19 protein-coding genes and 1 pseudogene are annotated in these 21303 nt (G+C 35.2%); 2 read left to right on the forward strand and 18 right to left on the reverse strand.

Features of this window, described 5'->3' with window-relative positions; translation table 11 throughout:
• Window positions 1–12: 12 nt before the first annotated feature.
• A complete protein-coding gene (gene lexA / locus Q0Y70_RS01390; RefSeq protein WP_297815604.1) occupies window positions 13–636 on the forward strand; it encodes a transcriptional repressor LexA in 624 nt (207 codons plus the stop codon).
• A 43-nt stretch (window positions 637–679) separates the two neighbouring features.
• On the opposite strand, the gene Q0Y70_RS01395 is transcribed toward lexA, so the two are convergent.
• The 13 genes from Q0Y70_RS01395 to ylxM all read right to left on the reverse strand — a co-directional run bounded on the left by Q0Y70_RS01395 (window position 680) and on the right by ylxM (window position 11771).
• Window positions 680–1504: a hypothetical protein gene (locus tag Q0Y70_RS01395; RefSeq protein ID WP_297815606.1), complete on the reverse strand. Its 825-nt coding sequence runs from the start codon at window positions 1502–1504 to the stop codon at window positions 680–682.
• A gap of 60 nt (window positions 1505–1564) precedes the next feature.
• Window positions 1565–2212, reverse strand: a complete 648-nt coding sequence (locus Q0Y70_RS01400) for a uracil-DNA glycosylase (RefSeq protein ID WP_297815608.1) — start codon at window positions 2210–2212, stop codon at window positions 1565–1567.
• Window positions 2209–2619, reverse strand: coding sequence for a bis(5'-nucleosyl)-tetraphosphatase (locus tag Q0Y70_RS01405; RefSeq protein WP_297815610.1), 411 nt, complete (start codon window positions 2617–2619; stop codon window positions 2209–2211). The genes Q0Y70_RS01400 and Q0Y70_RS01405 overlap by 4 nt, the downstream gene beginning before the upstream one ends.
• A gap of 1 nt (window position 2620) precedes the next feature.
• Window positions 2621–3367, reverse strand: coding sequence for an SGNH/GDSL hydrolase family protein (locus Q0Y70_RS01410; RefSeq protein ID WP_297815612.1), 747 nt, complete (start codon window positions 3365–3367; stop codon window positions 2621–2623).
• 18 nt (window positions 3368–3385) lie between these two features.
• Entirely contained in the window at window positions 3386–4381 is a 996-nt protein-coding gene (locus Q0Y70_RS01415) for a class III bacteriocin (RefSeq protein WP_297815614.1), read from the reverse strand.
• Between the two features lie 109 nt (window positions 4382–4490).
• Window positions 4491–6071: an ABC transporter ATP-binding protein gene (locus Q0Y70_RS01420; RefSeq protein ID WP_297815616.1), complete on the reverse strand. Its 1581-nt coding sequence runs from the start codon at window positions 6069–6071 to the stop codon at window positions 4491–4493.
• A 2-nt stretch (window positions 6072–6073) separates the two neighbouring features.
• Window positions 6074–7657, reverse strand: coding sequence for an ABC transporter ATP-binding protein (locus tag Q0Y70_RS01425; RefSeq protein WP_297815618.1), 1584 nt, complete (start codon window positions 7655–7657; stop codon window positions 6074–6076).
• A gap of 201 nt (window positions 7658–7858) precedes the next feature.
• Entirely contained in the window at window positions 7859–8209 is a 351-nt protein-coding gene (gene rplS, locus Q0Y70_RS01430) for a 50S ribosomal protein L19 (protein WP_297815620.1), read from the reverse strand.
• A 120-nt stretch (window positions 8210–8329) separates the two neighbouring features.
• Window positions 8330–9052 carry a tRNA (guanosine(37)-N1)-methyltransferase TrmD gene (trmD, locus tag Q0Y70_RS01435; RefSeq protein ID WP_297815622.1) on the reverse strand — a complete coding sequence of 241 codons (723 nt, stop codon included), beginning with the start codon at window positions 9050–9052 and terminating at the stop codon, window positions 8330–8332.
• Window positions 9042–9569 (reverse strand): ribosome maturation factor RimM, encoded by a 528-nt coding sequence (rimM, locus tag Q0Y70_RS01440; RefSeq protein ID WP_297815624.1) that lies wholly within the window; start codon window positions 9567–9569, stop codon window positions 9042–9044. The genes trmD and rimM overlap by 11 nt, the downstream gene beginning before the upstream one ends.
• 69 nt (window positions 9570–9638) lie before the next feature.
• Entirely contained in the window at window positions 9639–9911 is a 273-nt protein-coding gene (gene rpsP, locus Q0Y70_RS01445; protein ID WP_297815626.1) for a 30S ribosomal protein S16, read from the reverse strand.
• An 87-nt stretch (window positions 9912–9998) separates the two neighbouring features.
• Window positions 9999–11426: a signal recognition particle protein gene (ffh, locus tag Q0Y70_RS01450; RefSeq protein ID WP_297815628.1), complete on the reverse strand. Its 1428-nt coding sequence runs from the start codon at window positions 11424–11426 to the stop codon at window positions 9999–10001.
• Window positions 11427–11429: 3 nt separating this feature from the next.
• Window positions 11430–11771, reverse strand: a complete 342-nt coding sequence (ylxM, locus tag Q0Y70_RS01455; protein ID WP_297815630.1) for a YlxM family DNA-binding protein — start codon at window positions 11769–11771, stop codon at window positions 11430–11432.
• Between the two features lie 125 nt (window positions 11772–11896).
• On the opposite strand from ylxM, the gene Q0Y70_RS01460 reads away from it, so the two are divergent.
• Window positions 11897–12214 carry a hypothetical protein gene (locus tag Q0Y70_RS01460; protein WP_297815632.1) on the forward strand — a complete coding sequence of 106 codons (318 nt, stop codon included), beginning with the start codon at window positions 11897–11899 and terminating at the stop codon, window positions 12212–12214.
• Between the two features lie 60 nt (window positions 12215–12274).
• Here Q0Y70_RS01460 and Q0Y70_RS01465 read toward each other — a convergent pair whose 3' ends face one another.
• The 5 genes and pseudogenes from Q0Y70_RS01465 to Q0Y70_RS01485 form a co-directional block, all read right to left on the reverse strand.
• Window positions 12275–13696: a C69 family dipeptidase gene (locus Q0Y70_RS01465; protein ID WP_297815634.1), complete on the reverse strand. Its 1422-nt coding sequence runs from the start codon at window positions 13694–13696 to the stop codon at window positions 12275–12277.
• Window positions 13697–13742: 46 nt separating this feature from the next.
• Window positions 13743–15164, reverse strand: coding sequence for a signal recognition particle-docking protein FtsY (gene ftsY, locus Q0Y70_RS01470; protein ID WP_297815636.1), 1422 nt, complete (start codon window positions 15162–15164; stop codon window positions 13743–13745).
• Between the two features lies 1 nt (window position 15165).
• Window positions 15166–18720 carry a chromosome segregation protein SMC gene (gene smc, locus Q0Y70_RS01475; protein WP_297815638.1) on the reverse strand — a complete coding sequence of 1185 codons (3555 nt, stop codon included), beginning with the start codon at window positions 18718–18720 and terminating at the stop codon, window positions 15166–15168.
• An 18-nt stretch (window positions 18721–18738) separates the two neighbouring features.
• The gene (rnc, locus tag Q0Y70_RS01480; RefSeq protein WP_297815640.1) at window positions 18739–19416 is read right to left on the reverse strand and encodes a ribonuclease III; all 678 of its coding nucleotides are present in this window, start codon (window positions 19414–19416) and stop codon (window positions 18739–18741) included.
• 99 nt (window positions 19417–19515) lie between these two features.
• Window positions 19516–21276, reverse strand: a pseudogene (locus tag Q0Y70_RS01485) (oligopeptide ABC transporter substrate-binding protein).
• Window positions 21277–21303 lie beyond the last annotated feature (27 nt).

Below are 21303 nucleotides of genomic sequence, written 5' to 3' on the forward strand. Positions count from 1 at the left end.
TGGAGATAAATTATGACTGAAACACATGAGAGCAAGCAATTAGAAATTTTAAGATATATTTATGATACTGTTGAAGATCGGGGATTTCCACCTACAGTACGAGAGATATGTACTGCTGTTAATTTATCCTCTACTTCAACTGTTCATGGACATTTATCCCGTCTTGAACGTAAAGGCTATATTGTAAAAGATGCTACTAAACCTCGCGCAATCGAAGTAACTCATGCCGGCTTAGACGCACTTGACATTAAGCCAACTGATATTCCGGTCGTTGGTGTCGTTACAGCGGGACAACCAATTTTAGCAGTTGAAGATATCGAAGATTATTTCCCACTTCCACCAGACCTTGAAAGTGATGCTGGTGACTTATTCATGTTAAAGGTTCACGGAACCTCAATGATTAATGCCGGAATTTTAGATGGGGACAATGTAATCGTTCGTAAGCAATCAAGTGCCAACAACGGTGAGATTGTTGTCGCAATGACTGAAGAAAATGAAGCCACAGTTAAAAGATTTTACAAAGAAAAAGATCATTATCGCTTGCAACCTGAAAATGATACTATGGCTCCAATTATTTTAAATGAAGTACAAATTTTAGGAAAAGTTGTTGGGCTTTATCGAAATAATATTGATTAAAAAAAGTGGATCGTTTGATCCACTTTTTTGTTTGAGCCGAGATTTATTTCATACTTGCGATCATCTTAAATGCAGTATCTAAACTGTGAGCTCTAATTTGGTAAACCCGATTATTTTGCTTCCAAGATATTACATTCCCTAATGATCCATAAGATTCAGCAACTTGAATTCTCATTGAACCATGTGTCTGTGGTTCAGGTAACTTGTATTTCTTAGCCAAAGCCGCAACTTTTTTAGCTGTTGTAAGCGGCTCTTGGTCAGCAACAGTCGAGGCATGAATGCTAAATGACCATTTTCCTTGAGTCCAACTTAAATAAGTTTGACCAGCTCCGCTTTGCTGAGTTGCTACAACGTCGTCAGTAACCTTGACTTGTGGCAAGCTCTTATCATCAGCTTGAAAGTTAATTACATCAGCTGTTTGACTATCATTCAAATTGTTTTCTTCAGATAAAACAGCAAACGGACGCTCTTTCTTTATTGCTGGATTATTAAATTTTAAAGCAGTCTTACCGACACTATAATAAATATCATTTTCACCATTTGCTTTTGTATAGCGAACATTCAATTTATCTGAACCGGATGTTAGACCATCAGATTGTGGCAGAATCATCTCTGGAAAAACTTTTTTCAGTTGACGGTTCATTTGTAATAAACGGCTGGTTTGAGGAGCCTGACTTTGACTGTGATTTGACTCAGACTCATTGTTGGTCTTTTCAGTAGACTTAGTAGCCACTTTGTTCTTTTTAACTTGGCTTCTTTTACTACTTTGAGAGCTTGTAGAAGTATTTGAACTAGCGTTATTTTGACAAGCAACCGTAAATAAAGCAGTTGCAATAGCTAGCGCAGCCACACTATATTTCTTTTTCATGATTCTACCTCCATCATATTTATCTAACACTAGATTATCATAATTTTGGTGAGTTCAATATTATTTAGGCTTTTTTATGTAAGCCTTAACATTTAGCCAATCATTTTCGATTATTTTACTTAACTTACGATTATAAAAAACTGCAGCTGGATGATACATCGCAATTACTGTGTATTTTTGTTTTGACCAGACAAAACCATTTTCTTTCTCATTTAATTGCAAAATAGGTGTGTTTTTGATTGCCTTTCCATGATACTCAGAAATAGAATAGTCTTTTCCTAATAAGCGCCTCAAAGCAGTAGTGCCGACAGCAACTATAACTTTGGGTTTAACATTTTTTATTTCATAATCTAAAAATGGAGCATGTGCCAAGACTTCTTTTTGTGTAGGTTTTCGATTAGGATACTTTGTTACCTCTTTATTTTCTCTTTTAGAAAAAACTTTCTTAACACCAAAAGGCCGACTTCTAACAGCAGAGGTTATATAGACTTCTTCTCTCTTCAAACCGATTGAAGCTAAAGACTTCATCAATTCTTTTCCACTAGCACCATGAAAAGGAATATGTGATTCAATTTCTTCTCGCCCAGGAGCTTCACCTACGATCATCAAAGCTGGCTCATTAGGACCAGCCCCTTCATTGATTCCTTCCAAATTAAAGCCTTTGGAGCGTTGATTTACTTTATCAATTAATATTTTTGGATATTTCATAGTTTATCAATATAATCATTTGCCTGTTTGAGCATTCTCATTTTGCCATGACCAAGTAAATATTTTTTTGCCTGGTTAAAATCAACCCACTTGAAAGCCTTGATTTCTTCTTTTTGAATTTTTACCTGTCCATTGCTATTGAATGCCAAATACAGAGTCACTTCTTTTTCGTTGCCGTTAGGGATGAAATAGTGTGTTGTTGTAGAAAAATCAAAATCAAATTTTGGCTTCAAATGGACTTCTTCAAAGACTTCTCTTTGAGCAGCTTGCTGACTGGATTCGCCAGCTTCAATGTGTCCTTTTGAAAATCCCCAATTATTATTAACAATACTTTGGACAATTAAAAATTCACGTTTATTATTTTGCTGGCGGTAAATAATAGCCCCAGCCGAATATTCTTTCCCCATTTTAAAGCACTTGCCTCAACTTATCTTCAAAAATCGGCAGCCAAACATCTCGATATTGCTGTCGTGTTGGCTGGATATCAATTTCTTTATCGGTAGATAAATCAATCAATTCGATTTGCCACTTTTGTTTTAATTGTAAGACTTTTTCAAACAAGTAGACATATTTTTTATAATCATTTTTGTAATTCATGAATAAAATTATTGGACATCCCCAAAGCAAGCTAGTTTGTGAAATCATATATTCGACTGCTCCAATAATTGTTTTCGTATCATAGTGCTTATCTGCCAAATCGCCTATTTTAACATTTTTATTTAAATCTAGCTCAGGAAGTTCGATAACTAATGCATCCGGTTGATAAAGTTTTAGATCGTTTTGAAAGCGGCTGATATAAGAATCATCTTTTTGAAAACTATCTTGATGAGTCAAAAAAGTATCAACTTCGACATCCTTAAGGCCAATAAGACCATCTTTTTGCCATAAATAATCGACAAAGCTTTCTCCTAAGCTACTTAGACCAAATGTAGTATTGCTACCTAAAAATAAGGCAGTCTTATCAGTCAATATGTTCTGACTAAATTCAACATTTTCTAAACTATACTCCTTACTATTACCAACCTTTTTGGCTTGATTAAAATAATACTGAGCATGTTCAGGATGCAACGTTAAATCTTGACTAAGTTCTTCTCTGGCAATTGGCGAAATGGCATTCTGTGTTTCTAATAATTCTAAAAATACACTCTTTTTCAAATTTTTACCTACTTTGAATTAAGCCTGTAACTTAACATGATAAATTCTATTTTTTAAAGTAGTCAGGTCACTATCTCGATGATATGCTACTGTCAAATATAAATCATTTTCTCCCAAAATTTGGATTCCTTCAAATTCAGTCAAATAGCCGATACAATCTAAAGTTCGATTCTGATCCAAGCCAAGAACTAGCCAATTGTCCGGGTTAGTCTCACCCCAGGGAATTTTCACAATCTCCCGATTCTTACCTTGTCTGGATAATCCGAACCAGTCCTTACTTGGACTTGGCTGACTTGAAATATAAATATTCTTTTGATTATCAATTGCATAACCTTGAATCGATTGCAGTGGATTTGTGTTGAAGTTAGGTATATTGAAAGCAGCTAGACAATTGATATTTTGAATATTAACATCGCTAGTATCTTCTTGCGCCTTATCAAGGGCTTGATTAATATCTGCTAAATTATACAAAGCAAAATGTCCCACATGATTAAAATCAATGCTGGCTACTAAAAAATACTGATAGTTTGGCGATATGGCTGCTTCAAGTCTTTCTAAATCTTTACCAGGATAAGGAACATTGGAATTTGCACCACTACCGGCACGATTCATATAAGAAAGTCGAACCATTTGTGTATTCGAATCATAGGTAGCTCTTCCTGATTGTGGAATCGTCACTCGTGCAATCTGTGTATCCCAAAATATTGAACCATATTTTTTGGGTTTAGTGCCGATAAAGTATTGATCAGCTTTACCTGAAAAGAGCAAAGTCTGGGTATGACCGCCAGCTAAAAGTGGTTTAAGTGCTCCTCTAAGAAAAAGAGCAGGCTGATCTTCATCAAAATATACTTCACTTGCTTGTTTTGGAGCTCGAAAGACAGCTGTATTAGTCTGTTTATTGAGCAGCTGCAGTGCCAAGACTTGATTTTGTGTCACAAAAGAAGCTTGGACAACTACATGATGCAAATTATTTAGCTCGTATAAAAATTCAACTTTACCAGTTATTTCAATCATCCAATCACCCTTTCTTCTCAATGCTTTACTTCAATTTTACCCTTTTAGAGTACTTAATTAAATAAATCACTCCCAAACAAAAAGCATCCCAAAATTTTGGGATGCAAGTTTATTTAGCTAGATGAATTTCACGGTCGAATAGTGCCCGCATATCGTCATTAAAGTTATGAGCAATAAAAACAATCGTCGCCTTAGTCTTAACCAAGTTAGCTAATATATCCAAAGTTCCTTTTTGATCAATAGCACTAGTTCCTTCATCAATTAAAATAACTTCACTATTGTGGATCTTAGCCCTAGCTAACACAATCTTTTGCCGCTGTCCACCTGAGATATTGAGTTTATCTAAATCAATTTCTTTGTTGATACCCTCTTTAAATTTTGAGATGTCCGCCTCTAAGTTTACTTCGTTAACAACATTTTCGACACCTTTGTTTAATTTATCATTAAACATTGTAATATTATCCTCAATGCTGGCTGGAAAAACAACCGGATCTTGAGGAATATATCCAATATGTGACATATCCGGCTTGATCGTGTTACCATTTTTGTCTTTAAAACTAATCTCACCTGTAGATGGCTTGATTTGACCTAAAATCATCTTAAAGAGGGTCGATTTTCCTGCACCTGAATCACCTGTCAGTAAAATCTTCTCACCTTGTTTAATTGTCAAATCAGGATAAGTGAGTTTTTCCCCATTTGGAAATTGCAGACTTAAATTATGAGTAGCAATCGCAGCTGGAATTTCACCATTATGTTTAAAGTTGTCAGAAACGGGAGTAAGATCACTATTAACTTTATCCTTAACCTTCTTAGCTGCCTTCATGGCTGTAAGACTACCAGTGATGTTTTCAATCCCATTACTTAAGTAAAAACTGAAGTTACCAACAATTAGCAAAACACCAATTGTTACAATACCATTTTTAATCAAATATCCAGTTAATAAATAAACGATTAATAAGAATACTTGCGTTACAATTCCACTGATCGCATTCAATAATTTTTGATAAGTAGTTTGTTTAACCGTCGCATCTTCTAATTTTTTGGATGCATCTTGAGTTACTGAAAACAGTTTTGCACCCGCCATAAACTGACGAAGCTGATCTAAACCACTAAGCCATTCATTTAAAGTATCGATGTACTTCTCATTCTTTTCAGAAATAAGATTGGTTGCCCGACTGATTGGCTTTTCAATTAATTTAGGTAAAGCTAATGAAACAGCTACTAGTAAGACATTAGCGAGCAATAGTGCCCAGTTAAGTGCAACTAAGTAGACCAATATACCAATAATTAAAATAATCCCATAGATAAGCCCGAAGAGTCCAAGAAAGTATCCGTCATCAACTAAAGTAAGATCATTGGTTAGTCTATTTTGAACATCAGAAACGGGATGATCTTTTTGATCAAAATAGTAATGCTTAATAATTTTGGCACGAACTTCTTGATTTAAATCTTGCTGTTGTATTTCATCTAGATACTGGGCAATACTAGAAAAAGTGTAATTTAAGCCAAGGACTACAAGAGATAGAATGTTAATTACCAAAAATTGCTGCCAATTGCGAGATAAGGCACTATTAGTTTCTTGCTGGACTAGATAGGTTCCAACAACTGAAAGAATAGGTTGAAAAACAGCTAGTAATACAAAGAAGAAAAATCTAATTGGGTTAACTTTTATAAAATTCTTATAATTCATGCCTATTCCTCCTTACCTTTTGACTTCAACTTAATCTCTTGATCAAATTTTGCTTTTAATTGATCACTATAATTGTGAGCTATCATCAAGATTGTCTGATCTGTCTGCAGCAAATTATCGATTATCTTCTCGGTAGCTTGCCTATCAATCGCACTTGTTACCTCGTCCATTAATACTAAAGGCTGGTCATGAATCTCACTACGTGCAAGTACTACCTTTTGACGCTGACCACCAGATAGGTTTTCATTTTTAAAATCAACTAGGGTATTTGCTCCTGCTGGCATTTTGTCTAAGTCAGCAGCTAGTTCAACTTTATTTGTAACCAGATTTAATTTATCAGCCAATTTTTGGTTAAACATCAAGATATTCTCTTTTATTGAAACTGGGAAAACAACTAGATCTTGTGGTACAAAACCGATCTTAGCTTTGCCAGATTCAATTTGATTCCCATTTTCATCATAGAAAATCACTTGTCCCTGCTCAGGATTTAGCTTTCCTAATAAGATCTTAAACAAAGTTGACTTTCCAGTGCCAGAATCACCAGATAGTAATACTTTTTGTCCCTTCTTAATGGTGAAATCTGGGTAAGAAATCGTTTCCCCTTCTTTATAACTCGCAACTAAATCTTTAACTTCAAGACTGTAAGCAGCTTTTTTATCTGTAACTGGAATATTTTCTCTGAGCGCAAAAGTTTGCTTACGTAATTCTTTAGTTGATTTAACTTGCGTAATTGACATCGTAATTTGCCAAATTGCAGAAAAGATAGAGAAGGCAAAACTACCTACAATGGTAAAATCTCCAAAAGTGATTAAATGATTAAAAAATAAAACTCCCGCTACAAATGACATTCCGATTTGAGCGATTGCATTACCAAAACCATTAAAAAGATAGGCAATTCCTCGATAAGCAAAACTCTTCTTACTTGCTTGCACAAGATTGCCACTTGCTTCATTCAACTTTCTTTGTAAGCGTGAATATGCACTATATCTTCGTAGCTCCTGCAAACCGCCCAACCAATGTTCAACAGCATTAAGAAGTTTTTCATTCATCTTGTTGACATGATCAGTAGCTTTAGCGGTCTTTTTCTCCATAATCTTTGGTAAAAGCAAGGTAATTGCTGCTAAAACAGCAGTCACAACAATCAACATCCAGTTCAAGCTAAGCAGTACTGTGATTGATAAAACTATTTGAAGTAGACCGCTTAAAATTTGAACCCAAGGAGTAGCGTAATTATCTGCGAGCATCTTTAAGTTTCCCGTCAAGTCATTTTGCATCTCAGAAACTTTTTTATCACTTCCATTATAATAATGATGCATAATCTCATTTCTGATTTCATGAATATAATTCTGAGTTTGCCTGGTAAAGGAAATTGTTGCAATTGGCAGCAATACTACAGCTAAGATAGCCAAAATAGTTGTAATTAGTTGCCAAAAAACAAAGCCATTAAAGTTACCTTTAGTAATATCGTCAATAGCATACTTGAATAAATATTCCCGAAAAGTCCCACAAATCGCATAAATGACGTAGAGCAAGATTATTAAACTTCCTCGCCAGTAATTATTTTTAAATAACTCTTTAAGCGACATTCTTATTCATCTCCAAACACATTTTAACATAATTAATATTTATTTAATTAAGTTTAATTTGTTTTTATTATACCCCCCCGATTTTATTTATCAAACTGATTTTTCTAAGAAGTCAAAAAACTAGACCAAGTGGTCATTTTTCAAGAAAATAGACAAAAAAATAATCCTGCCTCAAAAGAGACAGGATTATTAAATATCTTATTATCCGCGACGCTTTTCAGCAATTCTTGCTGACTTACCGTGACGTTCACGTAAGTAGTAAAGCTTAGCACGACGTACACGACCTTGACGCTTAACTTCAACCTTAGCAACACGTGGGTCGTTTACTGGGAAAGTACGTTCAACACCGATACCAGATGACATCTTACGAACAGTGTAAGTAGCGCTGATGCCAGCACCCTTCTTCTTAATTACAACACCTTCGAAGATCTGGATACGTTCGTGGCTACCTTCAACAACACGTACGTGAACACGAACAGTATCACCAGCACGGAAGTCTGGTAAATCGGTACGGATTTGATCCTTAGTAAGTTCTTGAATTAATGGATTCATTATCTAAATTCTCTCCTTCTACGGCATTCATCAACGTTATTCGCCAGCGGAATACCCATAAATCAGTGGCTTATGCCACAAAAACTAGTCTAACAAATATAGTATGACTTGTAAATAATATTATTGATTTAATTCTGACTTTATATCAGCTAACATTTTCTTTTCTTCTGATGTCAACTTACGATTTTCTAACATATCAGGACGATTGAGATAAGTTGTTTTTAAAGCTTGATAATGTCTCCACTGAGCGATTTTTTGATGGTTACCAGAAGTCAGTACTTCCGGTACTTTTTGTCCTTCAAAATCAGCCGGACGTGTATATTGTGGATACTCGAGCAAACCATGAGAAAAACTCTCTTCTACAGGTGAGGCTTCATTACCCAAAATCCCTGGCAGCAGTCTGACTGTTGCATCAATCATACTCATAGTTGGTAATTCTCCACCAGTTAAAACGTAATCGCCAATCGAAACAGTTTCATCAGCCAAATCATATACTCGCTGATCAAAGCCTTCATAATGACCACAAATAAAGGTTAAATTATCCTCTTTTGACCATTCTTGAGCTATTTTCTCATTAAATGTTTTTCCTTGTGGCGCTGTAATAATAACCTTACCCTTATTTTCTAAAGAATCTAACGCCTTTTTGATTGGCATAATTTGTAATACCATGCCAGCACCTCCACCATAAGGCGTATCGTCAACATGGTGATGAATATCGCTAGTGAAATCTCTGAAATTAACTAAATTCAAGTCCCACTTACCATCTTCTAAACCGCGTCCAAGCATTGACACTTGCAGCGGGGTAAACATATCAGGAAAAAGAGTTAAGACATTAATTTTCATTGCGTAATCCTTCAAGTAAAGTTACTTCAATACGTTTGTTTTCCAAATCTACTTTTTTTACAACTGAGGCAATATTTGGAATCCAAAAGTTTTTCCCTTGCTCGGGTTTAATCTCCCAAATATCATTTGCACCAGGGGTTTCAATATTAATTAAAGTACCAATTTTTTCACCAGATTCATTATCATAAACTGGTAAGTCCAAAATATCTTTAAAATAATAAGATCCTTCAGGCAATTCATCGCGATCACTATCTGCTACAAAGAGATTCTTTTTCAAAATCTTTTGTGCCTGATCAATATCAGTTATCTCTTCAAAATAAACCAAAACGAATTGTTTTTGCATTCTAGCACTGGCAACAGTAACTTGTCGTTCAATATCTTCATTATCTGCGCCAATAAAAAGACGACTGCCAGCTTCAAAACGTTCATCAATAAAATCAGTGATTGGATTAACCTTAACTTCGCCCTTAAGTCCATGAGTAGTTAAAATTTTACCCACTTCAAAATATTCAGTCATTTTAAAAATCCTTCATAAAAGAAAAAAGCTTGGGCAATACTTCCCAAACTTTTTAATTGCAATAGTAAATTACTTACCGTACTTTGCGTCGTGGTATCTCTTCATTAAACCAGCTTTTGAAAGTAAGCTTCTTACAGTATCTGAAGGTTGAGCACCCTTTTGTAACCAGTCAAAGATCTTGTCTTCTTCAAGCTTAACTTCATCTGGGTTAGTAAGTGGGTTGTAGTAACCAACTTCCTCGATGAAACGACCATCACGTGGCATACGTGAGTCAGCTACAACGATACGGTAAAAAGGTTTTCTCTTTGAGCCCATGCGGCGCATACGAATTTTAACAGACATTAAATTTTCCTCCTAAATTTCTTGACTTAAATAATATAGCACATACTTTTAAAGGTGTAAAGTGTTTTTCCTTAACACCTTTATTTTTTAGGAATGAAATCTCTTGATCTTCTTCATACGCTTGCGTTTATTCTTCTTAAATCGTTTAGACATTGAACGCATCGCCATCTTACCCATTGGCGAATTCATACCAGGTAAGTTCTCAAGTCCCTTCATATTACCGCTAGTCATCTTTTGCATCATTTTTTTAGATTGCTTAAATTGCTTAATCATCCGGTTAACTTCAACAACGCCCACGCCAGAACCAGCCGCAATTCTGCGTCTGCGTGAAGGATTAAGCAAATCTGGATCTTGTCTTTCAGCTGGCGTCATTGAATAAACAATGGCCTTCATATGCGCAATTTGCTTTTCGGGTATTTGAATATTCTTTAAAGCTGGGTTATTAGCCATGCCAGGTATCATCTTGATGATTTGATCAAGTGGCCCCATTTTTTGCACTTGATCCATTTGATCAATAAAATCATTGAAATCAAATGTATTTTCCCGCATCTTTTGTGCCATTTTTTCAGCTTCTTTGGCATCGTAATCTTGTTGAGCCTTTTCAATTAAGGTCAACATATCACCCATACCTAGAATTCTTGAAGCCATTCGATCTGGATGAAAACTCTCTAAGGCATCGAGTTTTTCGCCTTGACCAGTAAAGATAATTGGCAAGCCAGTAACTGCACGCACTGATAATGCAGCACCACCACGAGTATCACCATCAAGCTTAGTTAAGACAATACCTGTTAAATCAAGATCTTTATTAAAACCTTCAGCAACTTGAGTAGCCGCTTGACCAGTCATAGCATCAACTACTAACAAAGTATTATCAGGATGAGCGACTTGAGTGATGCGTTTTAATTCATCCATCAAAGCTTCGTCGATTTCTAGACGGCCAGCCGTATCGATAAGAACATAATCATTTTTATCTTCTTTTGCTTGATTTAAACCATGTTCCACTATTTGAGCAACATCTTTATTGTCTTCGCTATAAACCGGAACATCTAGTTGTTGACCAATTTGACGCAACTGATCAATAGCTGCTGGACGGTAGATATCGCCAGCGATAAGTAATGGCCGAGCTTTTTGATTTTTGATTAAATAGTTAGCTAACTTTCCAACAGTTGTCGTCTTACCAGTACCTTGAAGACCAACCATCATAATAATCGTCGGAATATGAGGAGCCTTATTTAGACTAACTGCTTGTTCACCCATCATCTTAGTCAATTCTTCATCAACAATCTTAATGATTTGTTGACCAGGATTTAAGCTTTCTTGGACTTCTTTACCAAGAGCTTCCTTTTTAATCTTTTTGATGAAGTCTTTAACAACCTTAAAGTTAACATCTGCTTCAAGTAATGCTAATCTAATTTCTCTAGAAGCTTCATTAATATCTGCTTCACTAATCTTACCCTTACCAGTAAGATTTTTTAACGCCTTTTGTAATCTCTCACTTAAATTTTCGAAAGCCATGGATTACATCTCTCCTAATTCTTGTAATAATTTACCAATTTCATCATGAGCCTCATCTAGTTTGTGATGGTCAACAGCCCACGCAATTTCCCAGACCTTGTCTGAGATATTTTTATAATCACGTCTCATATGCAGTTTTTTTTCATAATTTTCCAAAGCTTTACTGCTTCTTTTTAAATTATCATAAACAGCTTGCCTAGAGACATGATGATTATCAGCTATTTCACCTAATGATAAATCATTATAATAATAATCTTCGAAATAGCTTTGTTGTCCCTTCGTTAGCAAAGGACCATAGTAGGCATACAAATCGCCTAATTTTTCATTTTTTTCAAGTTCATTCATATGTCTCACCTTGAACCAGTATAGCAAAAATAACGGCAATTTAACATTCTGACTTTTTATATCGTTCAAAGTTTCACATTAATGTTAAAATATATTTGTACCTATTACGAGGAGGTTTATAAAACATGTTTGCGACAGTATTTTATTGGATCGTAACAGTAGCTGCCCTATGCTGGGGTGCTTGGTCACTTGTTTGGTCTATCATCTATCTTGCAAAAAAAGAGAATGGAAACTTATGGTTCTTTGCAATTATTAATGCTTTAAGTTCAATTGCTTTAGGAGTAATCTATTGGATTTACTCATCCCTTAACTACCAATGGTTCTGGTTTGCATCAAAACAAGCTAACATCGGTAACATTGTTTACTTATTCTTATTCTTTATTATTTTAACTGTTTTACAATTCATCTTTGGTTTTACCAAAAAAACTAAAACAGCAAAATAACCAACTACAACAAAAGACGTTCAAGTTTAATACTTGAGCGTCTTTTTGTATGCGTAATTATTATAAGTTAGGGTCCATGTTAAATGTTAACTTCGACATCTTAATGGATTCAACAAACATTTGTCCCATCAAATCTTCACTGTTCTTCTTAGTATGAGCAACAGTTTCTTGATTTGCCTTAGTCAAATAGTCGGTCAAATCATCACCAGTCAATCCTTTGGCGTTTTCGATAATTTCTTCAACACGACCTCTATAGTAACGGTTCAATTCTTCTAAGTATTTAGTATCTAATTGAACAAATTGTGGGTAGTGACTTTCAACCATTGCTGATAATGATTTGTAATACCACCAAGCATCTTCTTTATTATAAGTTAAAGAAGTGTTGTTAAATGAAGGATCAGTTTCATTCATATTTGCAAAGAATGGAATATATGGACTAAATGTTGGACCACCAATACATAACCACATAATACCAGCCATTTCATCTGGTACATCACTTCTAATTTGTAAAATATGTGAATTTTGCGTTCTATTCAAACCAATTGGACGATACATATGCTTTTGCTCTTCTGTACCCTTACCATATGGATCATAAGGAGTATCTTGATAGTGAGAACCTAAAGCAAATTCAATATCTTCTTTAGCTAACTTCTTAGCTGGCTTACGAATAAATGGCATATCAGGATCTTGTGGATCTTGCTCAATTTCTGGGTTAAATAATTTTTGAATGTACCACTGACGACTAGTGTTGTAGTGACGATCTTGTTCGGTATAAGTACCGAAGATATGACGGAAGTTCCAACCTTCATGGTCAGGATTTAAGTGGTGCTTTTCAACAAATTCTCTAATTCCTTCACTCCACATAAAGTTATCTGGATCATCGAAATTAACTTGTTGAATTGCTACACGGTTTCCAGTTGCTGCATAACAGTCATCTGGAATTCTTTGAGCAACCCAGTGGTGACCGGTGACAATTTCCATATACCAAGCTTCATCTTTGTCACCAAATAATACAGAATTACCGGCTGGACTACCATATTTGGCAATCAATTTACCCAAACGCTTAACACCATCACGAGCTGAGTCAATGTATGGCAAGACAACTGTTTGCATACAATCTTCATCTAAACCATCTTTAACTAGTGGGTCAAATGCTAAAGTTCTTTCATTACCATAAGTTGATTCAGTAGCTGACATTGCAACATTCTTTTGGTTAATACCACTTTCGTCATAATAACCTTCTTTTTTATAGTCAACATTTGGAACGGCTGGAACTCTTTGAGCATCTTCAGGTAAATCCATCTCAAATTTGTTAAGCCAAGACTTAATATGAGCCTTTTGACCATGACGAGCAGGTTCAATAATAAATCTGTGAGGTGAAATAGGCTTAGCAGTATCGTCGTTACGAGAAATCATCACTGAACCATCAATTGATGCATTTTTTCCTACTAAAATACTAGTACATGCGCTTAATTTCTTCATAGATATCTCCTTTTAAAAAGTAGCTTTGAATACCTTCACCTTTATCTTAAATCAATCCTTGGAAAAGTCCAATTGCAAACTTTTCTGCATCAAAATCAGCTAAATCATCAACTTTTTCACCTAATCCAACTAATTTAACTGGCAAATCCATTTCATTTCTAATAGCTAATACAACTCCACCTTTAGAAGAGCCATCAAGCTTGGTTAAAACAAGACCAGTTAACTTTGTAGTTTTATCAAAGTCCTTAGCTTGAAGTAGAGCATTCTGACCAGTCGAGCCATCAAGAACCAATAAAATTTCATTAGGTTGATCAGGCAAGATCTTTTGAATAGTCCGCTTAATCTTATCAAGCTCATTCATCAGATTAACTTTATTTTGAAGACGACCGGCAGTATCTACCAATAGGTAATCAATTCCCTTTTCCTTAGCTTGACTAACTCCTTCAAAAACAACAGAAGCAGGATCAGCTTTTGATTTTCCTGTAACAACTTCTACACCGTCACGTCGACCCCATTCAACTAATTGTTCGACCGCACCAGCTCTAAATGTATCAGCTGCAACCATCATCACGCTTTTGCCTGAGTCTTTTAATCTTTTAGCTAATTTACCAATAGTCGTTGTTTTGCCAGCGCCATTAACACCAACAAACAGGTAAACATTTGGCTTAGCATTTTCATCATAAGCTAGGGAAGAATCTTTTCCTTGCCCACCTTTGTCATAAATATCGACTAATTTTTCAACAACAACCTGTTTTAATTCATCATGACTTTTCGCATTCTTTAATTTTGCTTCGTCGCGTAATGAATCAGTCAATTGTTCTGCTGTTTCAAAACCTACATCCGATTCGATTAATAAATCTTCCAAATCATCAAAAAAGTCTTCATCAACCGATCTAAACTTGGCAAAAAAAGCATTTAACTTGGCCCCAAAAGAATGGTTAGTCTTTTCTAAGCCACGATCATAACGATCTTGATCACTTTCTTGATCTTCTTGAGCTATTTCTTGATCTTGAGAATCAGCAAATTCTTGCTCAACACTTTCGGATTCTTCAGTTTCTTGTGCTTGTTCCAAATCCTCAGCTTCATTTTTTTCTTTTGCTTCTTGCTTTTCTTCTTCACGAACCTGATTTTGCTTTTCAAGCAAAGATCCTGCATCTGTCCAGTTTCTATTGTCTACATCATTATCCGAATCATCATGTTGAACTTCGTGTTCTTTTTCTTGATCAAGATTTTTTTGTTCTAAATTAGAACCAGCATCTGCCCAGACACGATCATTTGGTTCAGTTTGCTTAGTTTCTTTTTCAAGATTGTGATCGGAATTTTCTAATTCAACTTCAGAAGCTGCATCTTCAAGATGCTCATTTTCAGGAGCTTGTTTAGTTTCAACTTCTTGTTGATCATTTTCTTTTTCTTGTTCATCTTCTTTTTTTCCAAAAAGCGATTTTTTGATTTTATCAAATAAGCCCATTTTAGTTCACCTCTTGCTTTATATCTTTCAATGATACTGATAATACTTGAGAAACACCAGATTCTTGCATTACCACTCCATATAAGTTATCAGCTTTTTGCATTGTTCCGCGTCTATGAGTGATTACGATAAATTGTGTATGTAGATCATAGTGATTTAAAAACTTCGCGAAACGATCAACATTGGCTTCATCAAGTGCTGCTTCAACCTCATCCAAAATACAAAACGGTACTGGATTAACTTCTAGCATCGCAAATAACAAGGTGATCGCAGTCAATGCTCTTTCTCCACCAGAAAGCAGACTCAATTTTTGGAGCTTTTTACCAGGTGGCTGAGCAATTATCTCAACCCCAGTCATCAATAAATCATCTGGCTGAGTTAAAACTAATTTGGCGTGTCCACCACCAAACATTACTGGGAAAATCTTTTCGAATCTCTTTTCAACCTCATTAAATGTCTTACCAAAACGATCTTTAACCTCATTATCTAGCTTGCTCATTGACTCTTGAATATCACTGCGAGCTTTCAGTAAATCATTTTGTTGTCCATTTAAGAAATCATAGCGTGTTTTAACATCTTCATATTCTTCAATTGACTGCAAGTTAACAGGTCCAATATCTTCTATCGACATCTTGTGAAGTTTAACTTCTTTTTCAAGCTGCTGTCGAACTTCAAGATCATTTTTTCCATCAGTTAAAGAAATTGCTGCTTCATAAGTTAAAGAGTAGTCTTGTGATAAATGACGCAACTTTTGATTAATCTGACTCGTAAATTGTGATAGTTCCACTGATAACGCTTCTTGATCTTCGGCAGCGTCTTTTCTTAAGTCATAGTTTCTTGAAGCGACAGACTCTAAATGATTGATTTGAGCATCAAGTTTACCTAAGTTTTGGTTAGTTTCAGCTAATTTTTGAGTTAATAGCTCTTTTTCTTTGGTCAGATTATCAATTTGTTCAGTAATATCTTCTTGGCTTTGATTAGAACTATTAGCTTGATCCAGTCCTCTTAACTTGTTTTCCAAATCATTCAATTGGTTAGAATTATTTTTAATTTGCTTTTGAACCTGATCAAATCGCTCTTTTAAATTTGCCTGTTTATTTTTAGCCACAGCAATTTGTGAATTAATTTCAGCAAGGTCATTTTGTAATTTAGCATAAGCTTGATCTACATCTGCTAATGTTTGCTTAAGTTCATCCATCTTAGCTTTTTGGTCATTAGCTTGATTATTAATAGTTAGCTTTTTGTTTTTTTGCTCTTTTAGCTGATCTATCAACTTATTCAATTCATCAGCTTGCTGTTTTTTAGCCTGTTTTTGTAAATCAGCTAAACGCTGATAGCGATTAACTTCTTTTTCTTGATTTTGAAAACGAATCGCTTGCTCAGCAATCTTTTGGTTAAGCTCTTGAAGCTGAGCTTTTTTGTCATTTAATGCTTCATTATCAGAATCTTTTTGAAATTCAGCTAGTTGTCTTTCATAATCAGCAAGTTGTTTTCTTTGCTTGCTAATACTTTGTCCTAAAGACTCTAATTCAGCATTCATTTGCAGTGGTGAATTAGAACGCTGGCTGCGAGCTCCCCCCGTCATACTTCCGCCTGGGCTGATGATATCCCCATCTAAAGTTACGATTCGATAGTAATGACCTGTTCTATTTTGAATTCGCAAGGCAGTATTCATATCTTTAGCAACTAATACATTTCCTAATAAATAATTAATTGCATTAGTAATATCAACATTACCTTTAGTAGAGACTAATCTTGAAGCTACTCCAATAAATCCTTCAATCGACTCAAGTGTAGTCAGAGTTGATTGAGCAATTGTATGCAAACGAAGACTATCTAATGGTAAAAAGGTTGCTCGTCCAGCATGACTGCGTTTTAGTAAACTGATTGCATTCTTAGCACTTTCGCGATCTCTTGCCACCAAATTCTGAACGCCAGCTCCTAATGCAGTCGTTAAGGCAGCTTCTAAATCTGCAGGAAATGAAAGAAGTTCACCAATTACTCCAACAATACCATTAAATTCAGACAAGTGATTTAAGACGTATTTTACGCCGTAGTAATAACCTTCATGACGGTCTTGCAGACGTTTTAATCCATCTAATTGAGCGTTTTGACGGGCGATATTAGCTTGAGTTTGCTGGATTAAAGTATTTAAATCGTCTAAACGCTTGCTTTGTTGAGTAACTTTGTTAGTTAAAGCTTCTATTTGTGATTTTAATTCTTTGCGCTGACTAACTAACTTTTCACCTTGCTCTTTATACTGATCAAGTAAGCTCTTGGCTTCACTTAATTCTTGATTCAAATGAGCATCCTCAGATTTTGGTGCGTTTAGACGCTTAATTTCGTTTTCTAGATAAACAATCTGATTGTTTGTGCTCGTTTGGCTCTGAAGTAAATCAATATATTTGCTTCTAGTTTGCTCAAGTTGCTTGTTTAATGAAGCCGGATCTTGCTTAAGGCTGGAAGAAATTTGATCCTTTTTTTCACTAAGCTGTTTTAAAATCGCCTTTTGTTCATCAATCTTTGCTTGAATTTCTGCTAGTTCACCATTTAACTCAGACTTTTGAGCTTCGAGTTCAGATTTTTGAGCCAAGTATTCTTTTCGAGTAGCTTGGTCATACTCTTTTGATTGCTGACTCATTTGTAAATCAGTATTTAAACTTGCTAATTTTTGAGTAAATGAAAGCAAGGATTTTTGCTGGTTATCTTTTTGAGTATGTAATGCTTGTGAAGCTGCTTTTTTAGCTTCTAAATCAGTTTGGGAACTTTGAACTTCACGGTCTAACTTATTTAAAATAGCCTTATTTTGATCAGCTTTTTGTTTAACTTCGCGCTTTTTACTATCAAGATCTTGAATTTGAAGGGCTAATAATTTTTTTAACTTTTCATCAAGCTGAGCTTTTTCAAATTTATATTCTTTAGCTAATGAGCTTTGCTCATGAAGTGGTTCAACGCGATCTTCTAATTCTTTTACTAAGTCGTTAATTCGAATTAAATTTTCGTTAGTCTTATCCAGCTGACGAAGGGCGATCTCTTTTTGCTGTTTAAAATGTAAAACCCCAGCTGCTTCTTCAAAAATACCGCGTCGATCCTCAGGGTGTGAGTTTAAAATTTGATCAACTTTACCCTGCGAAATAATCGCTAAACTATCTTGAGAAAGACCAGAGTCAACAAAAAGATCACGAATATCTTTTAAGCGAACTTGCTGATTGTTAATTAGGTATTCGCTATCACCTGAACGCAAAATGCGGCGAGTTACGGCAACCTTGTCGTTATTAAAGTTAAGTTGCTTATCAGTATTATCAAAAACCAGACTAACTTCGGCCTTGTTTAAGGGTGCACGAAATTCACTACCTGCGAAAATAACATCTTTCATATTTTCTCCACGTAGCGACTTAGCTGATCCTTCTCCCATTACCCATCTGATAGCTTCAGTGATATTACTCTTACCACTACCATTAGGGCCAACAATACCCGTTATTCCTTTATCAAAATTAATAGTTGTTTTGTCTGCAAATGACTTAAAGCCATTTAAGATTAATTGCTTTAACGGCAAAATCTCACCTATTCTTCTTTATTTTTTCTTGAGTGCTTTGGCAGCTGCTTCTTGTTCAGCTGCTTTTTTATTTCTTCCAGTACCTGTTGTAAGCTTCTTTCCTTCAACACTCAATTGTACTGTGAAAGTCGGTACACTTTCGTCTTGACTGATCACATTATATTCAATATCAATTGAACCATTCACTTGAAGCTTTTCTTGTAATTCCGTCTTATAATCACGTGAAGCATCAAAATCACCTTCAGCAATTAATGGATAAACCGTTAAATGCAAAAAGTGCTGAACTGCTGGCATCCCTTGATCTAAGAAAAGTGCGCCATTAAAAGCCTCAAAAACATCTTCAAGCAAGGTCTTTCGATGACGAGCACCAGCTTTTTCTTCACCATTTCCCAAATTTATTTCATTTTGAAAACCGCATTCAATTGCAAATTCGGAAAATCCTTCGGTTCGAACAATATTTGAACGTAGACGAGTTAATTCTCCTTCATTTAATTTAGGAAAATGTCTGTATAAATAATCTGATACTGCTAGTTCTAAGACAGCATCACCTAAAAATTCCAATTTTTCGTAATCTTTAGTGCCAGGATGTTCATTGGCATATGATGAGTGGGTAAAAGCCCTATCTAATAATTTTTCATTATGAAATTCAATTCCATATTTATCTTTAAGATTTTTCTTGAAAGCTATAGAAACCATCTAATTATCCTTTCTTTAACCATTTAATTATAACCATTTTTGCCTAATGAAAAAAGCTATCTCCTTTAAGAGATAGCAATTTTCTTAATTACTTAAAATTTATTTTGCATAACCTACATAATACCAGTTTGGATAACCATTACCCATTGAACGTGATGGCTTGAGTGAGTAACCAGTCAACTTATTATTAACAGCGGTAATTGCGTAGCTGTTAGCAACTGGGACAACATAAGCTTCATCGTCCATGTATTTTTGCCATTCATGGAATTTCTTGATTCGATAATCTTTATCAAATGCTTTCAAAGAATCCATATCATTAAGTAATTCGGTATTCTTCTTGGTTACAAATCGTGAGTAGTTAAATGGTGCTTTTTGACCATAAAGATCATTTTGTGATGGTTCAGAAGATAGTGACCAAGCACCAATAAACATATCTACTTCTGGAGAATCATGTTGAACTTTATCATAGAAGGAGTTCATCTCCATTAAGCGTCCACCAGTCAGCTTAACTTTAAGTCCCATTTTCTTCCATTGTTGGATATAGTTTTGAATGATTGGTTGCTGAACACTACTGCCACTCATGGCAGCAAGATGAATTGTTAACGGCTTGCCATTAGGTTGAACACGATAAGTCCCCTTCTTCTTAAAGCCAGCCTTGTCTAAAAGCTCGTTGCCTTTTTTAATATTGTAATCATAACCTTTAACATTCTTATCAAAGAAAGGACCGTATTGCTTAGGAATTAAAGTTGGGATTCTAAATGAAAGACCTGATGAATAGCGCTTATAAACTTCGTTAACGTTCATTCCGTAAGCGATAGCTTGACGAAGGGCTTTATTATTCATCTTAGCGTGATCATTCATCACGTTTTCACCTAACTTACTATCCCATTTACCAACCTTAAAGCCTAGGTAAGAATAAGACAAAGGAATATGAGCAATAAAGTTTACGTCTTTAGTGTTCTTGATATTTTGCCATTGTGAATTAATAACAGCCATAACATCAAATTTTCTACTCTTAATAGATTGAGCAACCGAATTTGGTGAAATAACTGAAGCGGTGATCTTACTTAATTTAGGCTTACCTTTGTAGTAATACTCGTTTGGAACCCAAGTAACTGATTGACCACGAACGACTTTACTTAACTTATATGGACCGTAAAATAATGGTTGTTTACGAATTTTATTTGAAGAGATCAACTTCTTAAATGGTACGTCTTTTAAGTAGTGATATGGTGCAGCTTGTTCCCAAATATAACCGTTACCTGATTGAGTCATTCCTGGCTTCATCTCTTTAAAGTGAAGCACAACAGTGCGGCCATTTTCACCATCTGGCATTTCGATACCAGAAATCGTATTTGCTTTGCCTTCGTGGTATTCTTCAAGTCCGACTAAGTCAGCTAATGAAGAAGTGTAACGCTCTGAAGCAGTATCTTTATTGGCGATTATTTCATAAGCATATTCATAATCTTTAGCAACTAAAGGCTTGCCATCTGACCATTTAACTTTAGGATTGATTTTGACTGTTGCAGTCTTTGCATCTTTGTCGATTGAAATGTCTGCAGCGCCACCTTTTCAGTAATTATAAACATCATCTGTTGCAAATAAACTTTCGTCACCATATTGGCTAACTTCAGTATCGGTTGCATTAGTAGATAATTCGTCATTAAAGACCCCAGTAAAAGGAGTATCAACTTCAATAGCAACAGAAACGTGTCCACCGTTTTTAGTAGCTTTCTTAGGGACACTTTCTTTAAAATGCGGATTAGCTGTTTGGTTTTGATTACTATTACCACAAGCAGCTAAAGTTAAAGCAACACCTGAAACAAGTGTTAACATTCCAATCAGTTTGGATTTTTTCATATTTTCCTCCCATAAATTGGGACAAGT

It is taken from the genome of uncultured Lactobacillus sp. (assembly GCF_947367085.1).
Taxonomy (GTDB): Bacteria; Bacillota; Bacilli; order Lactobacillales; family Lactobacillaceae; genus Lactobacillus.

Coding starts and splice junctions, on each gene's coding strand:
- rpsP (WP_297815626.1), bottom strand. CDS start 9,911: ATGTCTGTTAAAATTCGTATGCGCCGCATGGGCTCAAAGAGAAAACCT.
- Q0Y70_RS01400 (WP_297815608.1), bottom strand. CDS start 2,212: ATGAAATATCCAAAAATATTAATTGATAAAGTAAATCAACGCTCCAAA.
- Q0Y70_RS01420 (WP_297815616.1), bottom strand. CDS start 6,071: ATGAATTATAAGAATTTTATAAAAGTTAACCCAATTAGATTTTTCTTC.
- Q0Y70_RS01395 (WP_297815606.1), bottom strand. CDS start 1,504: ATGAAAAAGAAATATAGTGTGGCTGCGCTAGCTATTGCAACTGCTTTA.
- Q0Y70_RS01460 (WP_297815632.1), top strand. CDS start 11,897: ATGTTTGCGACAGTATTTTATTGGATCGTAACAGTAGCTGCCCTATGC.
- rimM (WP_297815624.1), bottom strand. CDS start 9,569: ATGACTGAATATTTTGAAGTGGGTAAAATTTTAACTACTCATGGACTT.
- trmD (WP_297815622.1), bottom strand. CDS start 9,052: ATGAAAATTAATGTCTTAACTCTTTTTCCTGATATGTTTACCCCGCTG.
- rplS (WP_297815620.1), bottom strand. CDS start 8,209: ATGAATCCATTAATTCAAGAACTTACTAAGGATCAAATCCGTACCGAT.
- ftsY (WP_297815636.1), bottom strand. CDS start 15,164: ATGGGCTTATTTGATAAAATCAAAAAATCGCTTTTTGGAAAAAAAGAA.
- Q0Y70_RS01405 (WP_297815610.1), bottom strand. CDS start 2,619: ATGGGGAAAGAATATTCGGCTGGGGCTATTATTTACCGCCAGCAAAAT.
- Q0Y70_RS01415 (WP_297815614.1), bottom strand. CDS start 4,381: ATGATTGAAATAACTGGTAAAGTTGAATTTTTATACGAGCTAAATAAT.
- Q0Y70_RS01465 (WP_297815634.1), bottom strand. CDS start 13,696: ATGAAGAAATTAAGCGCATGTACTAGTATTTTAGTAGGAAAAAATGCA.
- ffh (WP_297815628.1), bottom strand. CDS start 11,426: ATGGCTTTCGAAAATTTAAGTGAGAGATTACAAAAGGCGTTAAAAAAT.
- rnc (WP_297815640.1), bottom strand. CDS start 19,416: ATGGTTTCTATAGCTTTCAAGAAAAATCTTAAAGATAAATATGGAATT.
- ylxM (WP_297815630.1), bottom strand. CDS start 11,771: ATGAATGAACTTGAAAAAAATGAAAAATTAGGCGATTTGTATGCCTAC.
- lexA (WP_297815604.1), top strand. CDS start 13: ATGACTGAAACACATGAGAGCAAGCAATTAGAAATTTTAAGATATATT.
- Q0Y70_RS01425 (WP_297815618.1), bottom strand. CDS start 7,657: ATGTCGCTTAAAGAGTTATTTAAAAATAATTACTGGCGAGGAAGTTTA.